The 13,746-nt window shown below is 73.1% G+C and carries 14 protein-coding genes and 1 pseudogene; 5 read left to right on the top strand and 10 right to left on the bottom strand.

The genetic code is table 11. From position 1 onward, the window contains the following. The first annotated feature begins 61 nt into the window (after window positions 1-61). From ABZ478_RS34525 to ABZ478_RS34510, 4 genes are all read left to right on the top strand, one after another. A complete protein-coding gene (locus tag ABZ478_RS34525; RefSeq protein WP_359555918.1) occupies window positions 62-1,096 on the top strand; it encodes a DNA topoisomerase IB in 1,035 nt (344 codons plus the stop codon). 336 nt (window positions 1,097-1,432) lie between these two features. Then, a complete protein-coding gene (locus tag ABZ478_RS34520; RefSeq protein ID WP_359555915.1) occupies window positions 1,433-1,621 on the top strand; it encodes a hypothetical protein in 189 nt (62 codons plus the stop codon). Further along, complete coding sequence (locus ABZ478_RS34515; protein WP_359555912.1) at window positions 1,600-2,313, top strand: transposase family protein; 714 nt, start codon at window positions 1,600-1,602, stop codon at window positions 2,311-2,313. The genes ABZ478_RS34520 and ABZ478_RS34515 overlap by 22 nt, the downstream gene beginning before the upstream one ends. 348 nt (window positions 2,314-2,661) lie before the next feature. After that, window positions 2,662-3,306 (top strand): transposase, encoded by a 645-nt coding sequence (locus ABZ478_RS34510; protein ID WP_359555909.1) that lies wholly within the window; start codon window positions 2,662-2,664, stop codon window positions 3,304-3,306. 15 nt (window positions 3,307-3,321) lie between these two features. Here ABZ478_RS34510 and ABZ478_RS34505 read toward each other — a convergent pair whose 3' ends face one another. From ABZ478_RS34505 to ABZ478_RS34475, 7 genes and pseudogenes are all read right to left on the bottom strand, one after another. Further along, window positions 3,322-3,978: a hypothetical protein gene (locus ABZ478_RS34505; protein ID WP_359555906.1), complete on the bottom strand. Its 657-nt coding sequence runs from the start codon at window positions 3,976-3,978 to the stop codon at window positions 3,322-3,324. A gap of 579 nt (window positions 3,979-4,557) precedes the next feature. Beyond that, complete coding sequence (locus ABZ478_RS34500; RefSeq protein ID WP_359555905.1) at window positions 4,558-4,752, bottom strand: hypothetical protein; 195 nt, start codon at window positions 4,750-4,752, stop codon at window positions 4,558-4,560. 104 nt (window positions 4,753-4,856) lie between these two features. Further along, entirely contained in the window at window positions 4,857-5,258 is a 402-nt protein-coding gene (locus ABZ478_RS34495) for a hypothetical protein (RefSeq protein ID WP_359555903.1), read from the bottom strand. Window positions 5,259-5,485: 227 nt separating this feature from the next. After that, window positions 5,486-6,394: a glycosyltransferase gene (locus tag ABZ478_RS34490; RefSeq protein WP_359555902.1), complete on the bottom strand. Its 909-nt coding sequence runs from the start codon at window positions 6,392-6,394 to the stop codon at window positions 5,486-5,488. Then, window positions 6,391-7,332: a glycosyltransferase gene (locus tag ABZ478_RS34485; RefSeq protein WP_359555899.1), complete on the bottom strand. Its 942-nt coding sequence runs from the start codon at window positions 7,330-7,332 to the stop codon at window positions 6,391-6,393. The genes ABZ478_RS34490 and ABZ478_RS34485 overlap by 4 nt, the downstream gene beginning before the upstream one ends. After that, window positions 7,322-8,260: a glycosyltransferase family 9 protein gene (locus ABZ478_RS34480; RefSeq protein WP_359556009.1), complete on the bottom strand. Its 939-nt coding sequence runs from the start codon at window positions 8,258-8,260 to the stop codon at window positions 7,322-7,324. The genes ABZ478_RS34485 and ABZ478_RS34480 overlap by 11 nt, the downstream gene beginning before the upstream one ends. Then, window positions 8,248-9,618 (bottom strand): annotated as a pseudogene (locus tag ABZ478_RS34475) (PfkB family carbohydrate kinase); the annotation flags it as partial. The pseudogene ABZ478_RS34475 and the gene ABZ478_RS34480, both read right to left, overlap by 13 nt. Window positions 9,619-9,776: 158 nt before the next feature. Between ABZ478_RS34475 and ABZ478_RS34470 the strand changes: the two are divergent. Next, the gene (locus tag ABZ478_RS34470) at window positions 9,777-10,985 is read left to right on the top strand and encodes an RNA-guided endonuclease TnpB family protein (protein ID WP_359555897.1); all 1,209 of its coding nucleotides are present in this window, start codon (window positions 9,777-9,779) and stop codon (window positions 10,983-10,985) included. Here the strand turns inward: ABZ478_RS34470 and ABZ478_RS34465 are convergent. From ABZ478_RS34465 to ABZ478_RS34455, 3 genes are all read right to left on the bottom strand, one after another. Next, complete coding sequence (locus tag ABZ478_RS34465) at window positions 10,982-11,758, bottom strand: SIS domain-containing protein (protein WP_359555895.1); 777 nt, start codon at window positions 11,756-11,758, stop codon at window positions 10,982-10,984. The two genes, ABZ478_RS34470 and ABZ478_RS34465, sit on opposite strands and share 4 nt — an antisense overlap. After that, window positions 11,755-12,987 (bottom strand): glycosyltransferase, encoded by a 1,233-nt coding sequence (locus ABZ478_RS34460; protein ID WP_359555892.1) that lies wholly within the window; start codon window positions 12,985-12,987, stop codon window positions 11,755-11,757. The genes ABZ478_RS34465 and ABZ478_RS34460 overlap by 4 nt, the downstream gene beginning before the upstream one ends. Next, window positions 12,984-13,746, bottom strand: a 763-nt coding sequence (locus ABZ478_RS34455; protein WP_359555889.1) for a glycosyltransferase, incomplete at its 5' end; no start/stop codon positions are given. The genes ABZ478_RS34460 and ABZ478_RS34455, both read right to left, overlap by 4 nt.

The raw sequence follows: 13,746 nt of genomic DNA, 5'->3' as shown, positions 1-13,746 counted from the left end.
GACCGGTTGAGCGCTGAGCACACGGCCGTACGGTCACCTCGGCAAGGTTCAGGAGGACGGGATGCGTCTGTACCACAGCCGTCCGACGGAACCCGGGTACCGCCGCCTGCGGCACGGGCGCGGCTTCCGGTACCTCGACACTCATGGCGAGCCGCTGCGCGACGCTGCGGCGCTGGCCCGGATCCGGGCGCTGGTCATACCGCCGGCCTGGCGGGATGTGTGGATCTGTACCCGGCCGAACGGGCATCTGCAGGCCGTGGGCACCGATGCCGCCGGACGCCGCCAGTACCTGTATCACCCGCAGTTCCGGGCCGAGCAGGAGGAGGCCAAGCACGAGCACGTGCTCGACGTCGCCGAGGTCCTGCCCGCGGTACGGGAGGCCGTGGAGGGCCATCTGGTCGATCGGGGGCTGACCCGGCAGCGGGTTCTGGCCACGGCCGTACGTCTGCTCGACCTCGGCTTCTTCCGCATCGGCAGCGACCGCTACACCGAACTGAACAACAGCTACGGCCTGACCACGCTGCTGCGCGAGCACTCCCGCTGCCAGGCTGGGGCGGCCCTGTTCACCTACACCGGCAAGCACGGCAAGGAGATCGTCCAGACGGTCGCGGACCCCGCCGCCTGCCGCAGCCTCACCGCGCTGATGCGCCGCCGAGGCGGCGGTGACCGGCTCCTGGCCTATTGGGAGCGGCGGGCCTGGCACGAGGTGAGCGGCGACGACGTCAACGCGTACCTCAAGGAGCTGGCCGGCCTGGAGATCACCGCCAAGGACTTCCGCACCTGGCACGCCACCGTCATGGCGGCCGTGGCGCTGGCCGTCTCCCAGCCGGTCGCGCGCAGTGAGACCGCCCGCCGCCGAGCCATCGCCCGGGCGGCGCGCGAGGTGGCCTGGTACCTCGGCAACACCCCCGCGGTCTGCCGGGCTTCGTACATCAACCCGCGGGTGATTGAGATGTACGAGGAGGGCGCGACGGTCGCCTCCGTGCTGCCGTACCTCGGCGACGAGGGCGCGTACGGCATTCCCGCCACCCAGGGACCTGCCGAACGGGCCGTGCTGCGCATGCTCCGCAACGGGCACCCACCGGAGACCGGGTAACACCTCAGGCAGGGTGCAGGTGCCTGGGGAGCCGCAGAGTGCCCTGCCAGCCCGGATGCGATACCGGCGGCGTTGGGCTCCGGCCGCCGGAGCAGCGAAGCCGTCGGCATCGACGGCCGACCGCGAGGACCCAGAACCCGCCGTGGGGCAGAAGCCGAGACAGGTCCCCCGCCTGGTCGTCGGCGGGTTCCTCCTGACGCGGGGCGAGCCGGGCGACTCTGTCCCGGGCAGGCGCTCAAGCCGGCGGGCACAGTCGTCACCAGCGGGTTTCCCGGGTGCGACCGGGAGACCCGAGGGTAAGGCCCGAAAATCTCGCTACGAAGAAGGGCCGATCCGATGGGTGGCGCACCGAAGGACATGGACCAGGCAGCGCGGCAGGCCGATGACGATGTTGTGGCTCTGCTGCTGGAACAGCACTCCATGATCAGGGAGCAGTTCGGCACCGTGAGCGGCAGCCGGGGCGCGCTGAAGCAGAAGGCGTTCGACGAGCTGCGGGCCTTGCCGTGCTTCCGGGCCGCGACGTAGTAGCGGACCATCCCGTAGGAGACGGACGAGTCCAACGCCTTCCGAACCGTCCGCCACGTCACACCGTGCTTGCGCTCAAGCTCCCGCATCGACATGCCACCACGGTGGTCACGCCGGATCGCCGCGTACTGGCGGATCCGGGGATCAGAGTGGAGTCGGTGCAGGACGATGGCGAGGTGATCCGAGTCGGTGTCAGATGCCGAACGGCCGGGGCTCGGTGTCCGGATTGTGGAAGCTGGTCCGGGCGGGTGCACGGCTCCTACCTGCGGTTTCCCGCTGACCTACCTGTGGCGGGACGGCGAGTGGTGCTGCAGCTTCGTGTTCGGCGCTTCACGTGCATAGACGTCTCCTGCGGGCGGCAGACGTTCGTTGAGCAGGTCGCGGGCCTGACCCGGCGGTACAGCCAACGGACCGAGCGGATGCGGTTGGTGCTGTCCGAGGTCGGCCTTGCCCTGGCCGGTCGTGCAGGTGCCCGGCTGGCCGACGTCTTTGGGGCGAAGGTCAGCCGGAACACGGTCTTACGGCTGGTCGACGCTCTCCCGGAACCCCAGCCACAGGTCCCGCGTGTGGTCGGCGTCGACGAGTACGCGATGCGCAAGGGCCGTGTCTACGGGACTGTGCTGGTCGACGTCGAGACCCGCAGACCGGTGGACCTCCTGCCGGATCGCGAGGCAGGCACTGTCGCGGCCTGACTGGCCGAGCACCCGGGGATCGAGGTCGTCTGCCGTGACCGTGCCCTATTCTTCGCCGAGGGCGCCAGGATCGGGGCACCCACCGCGGTCCAGGTCGCCGACCGGTTCCACCTCTGGCGCAACCTCGGCGAAGCGGCCGAGCGGTGCGTCTCCCGCCACCGTCCCTGCCTCCGCGCGACCTTCACCGCATCGGAACCGGAGAAGGCTCCGGCTTTGGCACCGGCGGAGCGCGGGTCCCCGTGGCCCACCGGGCACCGGTTCGCCGATCGCACCCGCGCCAAGCACTCCACCGTCCACGCGCTGCTGGCCGCCGGCCACAGCCGACGCTCAATCCAGCGCCAGCTCGGCATGACCTACCGCACCGTCCAACGGCCGGCCGACGCCGCGAAGCCGGAGGACCTGTTCCAGGGACAGTGGCAGAACCGCAAGACCAAGCTCGACGGCTTCAAGCCCTACCTGCACGAGCGATGGGCCGAGGGTTGCACGAACGCCTGGACCCTCTGGGAAGAGATCAAAACGCACGGCTACACGGGCGGCTACGGAGCCGTCCGCGCCCACATTCAGCCGTTCCGCACATCCCCGACCGCGCCGGCAGCCCGCCCGCCGTCCCCGCGCACGGTCACCGGCTGGATCCTGACTCACCCCGACACCCTGCCGAAGAGCGAACGCCTGAGACTCAAATCCGTCCTCGCGGGCTGCCCCGACCTGGATGCCCTCACCGGGCACATCCGCGCGTTCGGGAAGATGCTCACCCAGCTCCAGGGTGACCAGCTCCCGCAATGGACCAAGACGGTCCGCGCCGACGACCTGCCCAGCCTCCACACCTTCGTCAACGGCCTCGAACGGGATCTCGCTGCCGTCACCGCCGGCCTGACACTGCCGTGGAGCTCCGGCGTCGTCGAAGGTCACGTTAACCGGATCAAAATGATCAAGCGCCAGATGTATGGTCGGGCCGGATTCGGCCTGCTGCGGAAGCGCGTCCTGCTGGCCTGACCGCAGCTCTGTTGCTCAACGAGAGGGTCCATTCAGCTGATCAGGCGCCGCAGGATCCAGGCCCAGCTTGCTCCGACATGAGTCGACGGCCCAGGCGGCCCAGGCAGTCACGGCGTCGCGATCTGGCGCGATCGTGTGAAGCTCGCGTGCCCTCCCCTGGGCCTCGACCATCCACGGGGCCAGCGGGTCCTCTCGAAGGACTCGCTCGAAGTGATCGCGGGCCGTGTCCGGATCCCCGACCAGGGCGGCCGCGACCCCGGCGTCGAAGCAGTCCCAAAGGAATCCCCGCCGCACCGGCCTGGATGTCAGGTATCGGGCGACGTCTGGCAGAGCCGGGAACTTCTCCCTGAGCGCGGTCACGTTCGCAGCCGCCTGTCGGCTGAGTTCGAGTGCCATCGGCGTGAACTGGTCCTCGGTGCGGAACAGCTCGGGGCTGACTCGGACTGCGTCCACGTGGAAGGCCAGGTGGTCCACGTCGTGCCACAACCACATCGCACCGACGTGCAGACCGCTGCCAGCAGTACGTGGCGGGGTGAACTCCACGACCCCGAGCCACCACCCGTGATCATCAATCCACAGCCGCGACCGTCCACGCTGGGCAAGGCCGAGCGGCTTCAGGGACTCCCGCGCCGCCGAGTTGATGATCCGGAGCACCGGACTGCGATCTGCCATGCCCGGCATTATCGACCGCCCTACCGACACTCCCGTCGGTACTGAGCGTCACCGTTCCACAGAAGTTGGACCAGAACCCAAACTCGTCGACATCACCCATCCGTGGAACAGAGCGCCTCCCAAACCCATCGACAAGTGCCTTCACCACTGCCCGATAAAGCCACCGGACCGGGCGAGTAGCGATCACGGTGTGCCGACATGTAGAAGACAGGTTCCACGTAACGGGATCACGACGTCGAGGGTGCCTGTGCCAGGGACCACGACGGTGTGCTCGTCGAGCGCATCGATCAGCCGGACTGCCATGCGCGGAGCCTTGGGCCGGATCACCTCAAGGAGCTGCGGCGACCGGCCTTTCGCAAGCTGGCCGGGGTGTCAATCCCCTGGTTGCATAGAGACGTTGGTTATGCGGCGCGGGCGTCCGGCCGGACCGCGGTGCCGTGCTGATCGCTGCCGTACGAGGGCGGCGGGCCCGAACAGCGCGCTGCCCTACGACGGTGGAAGACCCTGAACGCCGGCAGCGGGCCCCGACCGCGCTCGGGGCGCCGTCGGGGCCCGTGCTGCCTGGGCGGCCGGTCCGGGTCAGGGGTGATCGGGTTGCTGTGCCGGGGGCACCCCGCCGCCTTCTCCCCCGCCCTTTTCGCCCTTGTCCGGGCCGTGCGGGCGGGCACCCGCGCCGCGCCTGGTGTTCTGGCGGGCCTTGAGCTGGCCACTGTCCTGCGGAGTGCCGCCTCCCTTGTCACTGCGCCGCTGTTCGGGCTGCTGCGGATTGGACATGTGCCGGACTCCCTTCCGGGTGTGCGTGATCCGTACCCGCTCCGGGTTCCCAGGGCCGAGCGGGTGAGGCGCCCCGGTCCCGGCGATCCGGGCCGCTCCCCCGCTCAGTGAGCGGCGTGGGTCAGCCTTCGGTGGAGGTGTTCGAGCGCGTCGAGGAGAATCGAGCGGTGGTACCGGGCCAGCCAGGCCGCCGTGTCGGAGGCCAGCAGCCCGAAGGCCTTGGCCTGCGCGGGGGTCGGCAGGTGCCCGGCGTCGGGCCAGTGCACGGTGATCAGAGCGGTGCAGGCCCCGGCCGAGGACAGGACCGGGATGCGCTGCAGGGCACGCGCGCCCGTCGCGAGCAGGGGACGGCGGCTGTCGTCGGACAGCAGCGCATCTGCGGTCACGTCGGGAACGCTCACCTGCCGACCCCGGGTGCGGGCGACCGCCTCGGCCGTGCCGTCGTCCCGGCCGTGCACGAGCTGGTCGAGGAGGGCGTCCGTGCAGCCGTGGTGGGTCTCAAGCATGAGCGCGTTCACGGCACCAAGAAGGTAATGGGGGGCTCCGGACCGGCCGGTGTCCTCGATGTGCTCGGCGAGGGCCTCGCGGAACTCCGCCGCGCCGGACTCGTCGACCGTGCCTGCGGCACGCTGCTCCCGCCGACCTCGGGGCGCTGCTCACGCACAGGTCCGTCCGATGCGACGGCTTCCCCGGGCGTGCCGGCGGCGGGCCGGGTGTCGCCTCGCGCGGCCGGTCAGCCGACGTACCGCCGTGCGGGTGAGTCACGGCGTGCCCGCTCCAGTGCGGCCAGCCGGTCTTCCAGGTCCGGCGGGACCGGGTCGCGCTGACGCAGGACCCAGGGCAGTCCGGCGGTGGCGTGGGCGAACGCGCGGACCGAGGCGGCGTCCCGGGGCACCGTGCGCATCAGGTGCCCGGTGCGGCGCAGGGCCGGCAGCAGCGGGCGGCGCAGCCACGTGAACCACAGGGTGTTGCGCAGGCCGAGGACGCGGCGGTCGGTGCTGTCGCGCAGCCGGGACGCGTGGTGGTGGATGGTGAGGTCCTCGGCGTAGGCGAGCCACCAGCCCTGGCGCAGCAGGTCGCAGGCGAGCAGTTCCTCCTCGCCGCCGAGCCACAGGCCGGGGTGGAAGCCGCCGCCCGCGCGGAAGGCGTCGGTGCGCATCACGGTGGCGGCGGCGAGGAAGGAGCCGAGGGCGGGTCCGGGGAGCCAGTCGGGGCCGGGTAGCGGGGACTCGCGCAGCTCGCGGACCACCGGGTCCTCGGTGCCGTCCGGTTCGACGAGGATCCGCGCGGTGACGGCCGCGAGCCGGGGCCGGGTGTCGAGCAGGTCGGTGGCGCGGGCGAGGCTGCCCGGTTCCCACCAGGTGTCGTCGTCGCAGAACGCCACGTAGGGCGTGTGCACGTGGCGGACGGCCAGGTTGCGGCCGACGGCCCCGAGGTTGCGGTCCGGGCGCAGCATGGTCGTCTCGGGGAAGTCCCGGGCGACCGCCGCGCCGGTGCCGTCGGTCGAGCCGTTGTCGGTGACGATCACGCGGGGGCGTTCGGGGAGCCGGCGCAGCAGGTCGAGCGTGCGCAGGAGTTCGTCCCGCCGGTTGTGGGTGATCACCACGACGGTCGTACGGTCGTCGGGACGGGCATCGGTCATGGGGCGGCGTCCTCCTCCGCGCGGCCGGCGGACTGCCGGTCGAGCAGGCGGGCGGCGTGTTCGACGGGCGGGGGGAGGGTGCGGCGGCGGGCGAGGGCGGCCGGCAGTCGTTCCAGGGCCTCCTTCAGGGCCCGGCGCGCGCCCGGCCGGCCGGCCGCGGCGGCCATGGCGAGGTCGGCACCGGCGCGCAGGACGACGGGCCAGGGGCGGCGCAGGCAGACGGTCAGCACGTGGTTGCGCCGGACGAGGCAGGAGCGGCCCGGGCGGCCGTGGTTCCCGGGGTGGTGGCGGGCGCGGAGGCCGGGCTCGTAGGCCAGGCCCCAGCCCTGGGCGGCCAGGTCGTAGGCGAGCAGGGTCTCTTCGCCGCCGAAGAAGAGCAGCGGGTGGTAGCCGCCGACGGCGAGGAAGGCCTCGCGGCGCACCACGCAGGCGCAGCCGAGGAAGCCGAGCACGGGGCGGCCGGGCAGGTCGGGCTCGGCCGGCAGGGGCGAGGCTGCGAGGACGGCGTTGAGCGGGTCCTCGGCGGCCTCGTCGCCGACCAGGGTGCGGGCGGCGAGCAGGCCGAGCCGGCGGTGGCGGTCGAGCAGGTCGGCGGCCCGGGCGAGGCTGCCCGGCTCCCACCAGGAGTCGTCGTCGCTGAAGGCCACATAGGGGGTGCGGGCGTGCCGGACGGCCAGGTTGCGGCCGAGGGCGCCGGTGTTGCCGACGGGCCCCAGCAGACGCGTGAGCGCCGGATGGCCGAGCACGGCCCGGTAGGTTTTGTCGTCGCGGGAGTTGTCGACGACGATGACCGGCGGCTTCTCGGGCAGGGCGGCCAGCGCGTCGAGCGTGCGCAGCAGGCTGGCCACGCGGTCGCGGGTGATGACGGCCACGGTTACCCGCGGATCACCCGCGACCGCGAACCCACCGGCGCGGCCGGGAACGTGCTCAGGACACATGCGCCACCTCCGGCACGACCGACCCCGACCACCCACGATGCCGCCGCAACACCATCAGGCACGCCGCGGCCACCTCCCCGGCGCCGACGCCCAGAAGGCGGGCGTCAGGGGTGCGGCCGTGCGGGTCGCCGGGCGGGCCGGGCTTCCACAGGGCCGGGTGGTCCCGACTCGGCGGCGGGCCCCACAGGCGCGGCGGGACGGGCCCGAACAGGGTGACGGAGCGGGTGCCGTACGCCACCGCGAGATGGGCGAGTCCGGTGTCGCCGCTGAGCACCAGGGACGCCTCCGCCACCAGCACGGACAGCTCCCCGAGGGGCAGCCCGCCGGTCAGCACGTCGCCAGCGGGCTGCCCGCCGCGCTCGGCGACCGAGCGCACCAGGGCCTCCTCGCCGGGCCCGCCGGTCAGCACCACGTGGTGCCCGGCGGCGCGCAGGCACCGCACGACGGCCGCGAACCGCTCCCCCGGCCAGCAGCGCGAGCCGGAGGCGGCACCGGGGTGCACGAGGACCGCACCCGGGGCCGGGGACGGCCCGCCGGGCCGGGGCAGGCGGAGTTCGCCGGGGTCGGCCGGGATGCCGTAGGCGCGCAGAAAGCCGCACCAGCGGTCCCGTTCGTGGGCCTGGGCCTGCCAGGGCGGGCCGTCCGGGCCGGCGTGGGCGAGCAGGCGGCGTGGCCGCAGGACGGCCAGGGCATCGCGGCTCTCGGGGCTGTTGCCGTGCAGGTCGATCGCGACGTCCGGCGGGGGCCCGGCCCAGTGGGTCGACGGCACCGCCCGGTCCGGTGCCTCGGCCGGGAACACGGCGTCGACGGCGCCCGCGGGCTGGGCGGGGACGATCCGGTGGCCGGGGTAGGCCCGGCGGATGCCGCGCAGCGCGGGCACGCCGGCCAGCAGATCGCCCAGGCTGCGGGGGCCAGAGCGGCGCGGCAGGCGAGGCCGGTGGTGGAGCGGCCGTCGAGGTAGGGCAGCAGCAGCACTTGGCCGCCCCAGCTCTCCACCAGGGGCTGTTCGGACAGCGCGGTGCGGGCGTAGTCGCCGCCCTTGGCCCAGATGTGGGGGCGCAGTTCGCCGAGGATGCGTTCCGGTGTGTCGTCGTCGAAGACAGCGACCGCGTCCACGCACTCCAGGGCTCGCAGCACCCGGACCCGGTCGGCGACCGGGACGAGGGGGCGGCCGTCGCCCTTGCGGCGGCGCACCGAGTCGTCTGAGTTGACGCAGACGATCAGGCAGTCGCCGGCCCGCCGGGCGGCCTGCAGGAGGGCGACGTGTCCGGCGTGCAGCAGGTCGAAGCAGCCGCCCGCGGCGACGACGGTGCGGCCGGCGGCCCGGACCCGGGCGGCGGTGCGCACGGCGTCGGCGGTGGTGTCGCCGTCGGACGTGGCCGGTGGCGGCTGCTCCGGCGGCTCGGGCGCGGCGACCGCGCGGGAGCCGCCCTCGGCGACGTAGCGGGTCGCGGCGTGCACGGCGGCCTGCACGGCGGCCTCGGTGAGCGTGCCGTCGCCGAGCAGTCCGGCGGCGGCCGCGGCGAACCGGTCGCCGGCCGCGGCGGCGGGAGTCGGTACGAGCAGCGGGGTGTCGCCGTAGGAGAGCAGCGCGCCGCGCTCGCCCAGGGTCACGGCGACCGCCTGCGTCTGCCAGGCGCGCACCAGGGTGCGGGCGTCCCGGGCCGCGGTGCGCAGCCCGGCCTGGTCCTCGGGGCCGTCACCGTCGTCGAGCTGCCGGGCGAAGGTGCGGGCCTCCTGGGAGGAGGGCGTGGCCAGGCGGACGCCGGGCACCGGGGGCCGGCCCCGCACATGGGGGTCCCAGACCACGGGGGCGTTGGTGTGGGTCAGCGCGTCCCTGAGGACGTCGGCGGTGCCCCGGGCGTAGTCGGCGACGAGGATGCCGTGGGCCGCCGCGACCGTGGACACCGCCTCCTGCGTGGCCTCGCGGGCGTGTCCCTCGCCGTCGTCCAGGCGCAGCAGCGGGCGGTCCCCGGCGAGGACGCGGGTCTTGCTGCTCAGCGTGCCCTCCAGCGGCACCTCGACCAGGCGGACCCGGTCGGCGAGCAGGTCGCGCAGGGTGTCGCTGGCGGGGTCGGTGCCGAGGGCGGTGACGAGGGTGACCGGCCGGCCGTCGGCGACCGCGAGGCGGGCGGCGAGGGCCGCGCCGCCGGGGCGGGAGCTGCGCCGGGTGCCGTGCACGACCGGCACCGGCGCGTCCGGGGCGAGCCGTTCGGCCCGGCCGCACAGGTCGTGGTCGAGCAGGGCGTCGCCCACGACGACCAGGGGCGTGCGCGTGGTGGTCATCGGGTCTCCTTCGTGGATACCCCGGTCTTCAGGCCGGGGAGGAAACGAAGCTCCCGCGTAGCGGGGCAGGGAAAGGCGAATCGCCGCCAGGGCCATTCGCCGTCCATGGCCACCGGCCGACACCCGCCGTTCACACGGGAACTGATACTGTGTGAGGCGTGACGCAACAGGTCAAGCGGGCGTTCAAGTACCGCTTTTACCCCACGAACGAGCAGGCGGCAGAGCTGTCCCGCACGTTCGGCTGCGTCCGCCTCGTGTACAACAAGGCGTTGGAGGAGCGCACTCGCGCGTGGTACGGCGAGCAGCGCCGCGTCTCCTACGTGCAGTCCTCCGCTGCGCTCACGGAGTGGAAGAAGACCGAGGAACTGGCCTTCCTGACGGAGGTGTCCTCCGTCCCGCTCCAACAGGCCTTGCGTCACCTTCAGACCGCGTTCGCCAACTTCTTCGCCAAGCGAGCGAAGTACCCGCGCTACAAGAGCCGGAAGAAGTCCCGATCGTCGGCCGAGTACACCCGCAGCGCCTTCAACTGGCGTGACGGAAAGCTGACGCTGGCCAAGATGGCCCAGCCTCTGGACATCCGCTGGTCGCGCCCGCTGCCCGCGGGTGCGGAGCCGACCACGGCGACAGTGTCCCGCGACGCGGCAGGACGCTGGTTCGTGTCCCTGCTGTGCGAGGACACCATCACCCCGGCCCCCGCCACCACGCAGGCCGTGGGCATCGACGCCGGGATCACGTCCCTGGTGACGCTGTCCACCGGGGAGAGGATCACCAACCCGAAGCATGAGCGCCGTGACCGCCTCCGGCTGGCGCGCGCGCAGCGGGAGCTGTCGCGGAAGGCGAAGGGCTCGGCGAACCGGGAGAAGGCTCGGGTTAAGGTCGCTCGCATCCACGCGCGGATTGCCGACCGGCGCCGTGACTTCCTGCATAAGCTGTCGACTCGGCTCGTCCGTGAGAACCAAACGGTCGTGATCGAGGACCTGACCGTCCGTAACCTGCTGAAGAACGGCAAGCTCGCGCGCGCCATCTCGGATGCGGCCTGGACGGAACTTCGCTCCATGCTGGAGTACAAGTGCGCCTGGTACGGGCGCGAACTCGTCGTGATCGACCGCTTCTTCCCCAGCTCGAAGCTGTGCCGGGTCTGCGGCACGGTCCGCGGAAAGCTGCCGCTGAACGTCCGCGAATGGACGTGCGACTGCGGCGCCGTGCATGACCGCGACGTGAACGCGGCACGCAACACCCTGGCCGCCGGGCTGGCGGCGTCTGCCTGTGGAGACGGTGTAAGACCTCAACGGGAGTCCTCCCGGACGGGGCGGTCGTCGATGAAGCAGGAACCCCAGCGGGCGACCGCTGAAATCCCCCGCCTTTAGGCGGAGGAGGAAGTCAAGTGTGTCCCTTCCTGGTGGATGATGGATGTGGATGGAGGAGGAGGAGAGTTGGAGTTGGAGGGGAGGGGGCGGGCGGCTACGGGCGTGCCGTCCGCGGACCGGCCGACGGTGCGGGCGCGGCCGACGAGCCGGCCGACGACGCCGGGTTTGCCGTCGGCGCCGTGCCCGCCCGCCCGGTCGGGCTCGCCGCGCTCGACGGCCCGGTCGAATGCCTCGCACAGCATGTGCACGGCGATCAGGTGCAGTTCCTGCACCGTGGCGGCCACCGGGGCGTCCACGCACAGCGCCTCGTCGGCGCCGAGCTGGAGCGGGTTGGGGGCCCGCCCGGTCAGCGCCCACACCGTCATGCCCAGGCAGTGGGCGCGGTCGGCGGCGGACAGCAGGTTGGCGCTGGCGCCGCTGGTGGACAGCAGCATGAGCACGTCCCCGGCGCGGCCGTGGGCCGCGGTCTGGCGGGCGAACACCTCCTGGACGCCGTAGTCGTTGGCGATCGCGGTGGTGGAGGAGGTGTCGGCGTGCAGCGCGACTGCGGAGAACGGCGGCCGGTCGTCCCGGTAGCGGCCGACGAGTTCGGCGGTGAGGTGCTGGGCCTGCGCGGCGCTGCCGCCGTTGCCCGCGACGAGCAGCCGGGCGCCGGAGCCCAGGCGCCGCGCCAGTTCGGTGCCCCACCGCTCGATGAGGGGACCGCAGTCGCGGAACGTCTCGAGGGCCTTCATCAGGTCGTCGCAGTGGGCGGTGTTGGTGACGGTCTTCATCGGACGACTCCCGAGAGCGAGGGGATCGAGGACACGGCGCCGTACACCCCGGCCACGCCGTCGGCCACCCGGTCCCAGGTGTAGTGCGTGAGCACCCGCCGACGGCCGGCGGCCCCGTACCGGGCGAGCCGGTCCGGGTCGGCGAGCAGCGCGCGGACGACCCCGCTGAGGTCGTGGTCGTCGTCCGCCGGCACCAGGACGCCCGTGGTGCCGTCCACGACGGTGTCGAGCTGGCCGCCGACCGCGGTGGCGACGACCGGGGTGGCGCAGGCCATCGCCTCCAGCGGGACGATGCCGAAGGGCTCGTAGCGGGGCAGCGACAGCACGAGGTCCGCGCCGGCCATCAGCCGGGGCATCCGGGCCCGGCTCACCCCGCCCAGCAGGGTCACCCGGTCGAAGACGCCGTACTCGGCGGCGATGTCGTAGAGGCGCCGGGCCTCGGGTTCGGCGCCGAGCAGGTCGGCCTCGGGGCCGCCCGCGATGAGCAGTTCGGCGTCGGGGACGCCGGCCAGGGCCCGGATGGCGCGGTCGAAGCCCTTGCGGGGCACGAGCCGGCCGACGGCCAGCAGCCGCCTGCGGGCGCCCGGCGGGCGGGTCCGCGCGACGGGCGCGAACTGGTCGGGGTCGACCCCGCAGGGCACGACCCCGATCCGGTCCTCCGGCACCCCCATGGCCTTCAGTTCGGACACCTCGTCGCTGCAGGTGGCGACGATCCGGGCGCACTCGTGGCCGACGGCCTCCTCGATCGCGAGGCGCTGCGGCGGGCTGGTGTCGGCGGCGCCCTGGTAGCGCTGCTTCACGGTGCCCAGCGCGTGATACGTCTGCACGACCGGAATGCCGAGCTCCCGGGCGCCGGCCAGGGCGGCCAGGCCCGACATCCAGAAGTGGGCGTGCACCACGTCCGGCGGGCCCGTCTCCCACTGCCGCGCCAGGAAGTCACCGAACTCGTCCATGTGCGGCAGGAGTTCGTCCTTGGGGACGGGGGCAGGCGGCCCGGCGGGCACATGCACCACCTGCACCCCGTCGATGAGGGTCATCCGGTCCGGCAGTCCGGTGGAGTCCCGCCGGGTGTACACCGTGACCCGGTGTCCCCTTCTGGCGAGTTGCCGGGCGACCTGCGCCACGTACACGTTCTGGCCACCCGCGTCCGGTCCGCCGAGCGCGGCCAGGGGGCTGGCGTGCTCGGAGACCATGGCTACGCGCCCGGCCGGGGGCAGAATGCGGCTCATCGGGTGACCTCCTTGATCAGGCGCTCCCAGTCGTCCAGGGAGCGCCGCTCTCCGTAGCGGGCCTGTGCCGCCGCCCGGGCCGCGTCGCCGGTCAGACGGGCGTACTCCGGTTCGGCGAGGAACTCCCGCACGGCGTCCTCCAGCACGTCGAGGCGGTTCGAGACCACGCCGGCGTCCTCGGGTACCGCCTCGCGGACCTCGGTGGTGTCCAGGGCGACCACGGGCATGCCCAGGAACATGGCCTCCAGCAGGGACAGTCCGAGCGAGGTCCAGCGCACCGGGTGCAGATAGACGCGGCACCTGGCCATCTCGCGGTGCAGTTCGTGCTGGGGCAGGTCCCGGGTGCGGCAGCGTTCGGGGGGCAACCCGAGATGCTCAGGGAGTCCTTCGGTGCGCATCCCGAAGACGTCCAGGGGCGCGGACCGGGCGAAGCGGGGCAGCAGGTCCGTTCCGGTGGTACGGCCCCTGCGCACCGGCTCGTTGACGACGACCGCGGCGCGCCGCTCGGTGCCGGTCCACAGCCGGCCGGGGTCGACGATGCCGTGCTCGACGACCTCGGTGGGGGCCTGGCCGTTGTCCCACATCAGCCGGTTGAAGTGGGTGACATGGACGAGGGGGATCCTCGACTGCCGGGCCAGGGGGTGGAGTTGGCGTTCGGGCGTCTCGTCGGGGCTGTTGTGCTCGACGTACACGGCGGGCACGTCCACGCCGGGCACACGGCCGGTCCAGCGCCGGGCGAGGCCGATCTCGCGCGGACGC

The organism is Streptomyces sp. NPDC005706 (genome assembly GCF_040631045.1).
Lineage (GTDB): Bacteria > Actinomycetota > Actinomycetes > Streptomycetales > Streptomycetaceae > Streptomyces.
This window is presented reverse-complemented; position numbering and strand designations above follow the sequence as displayed.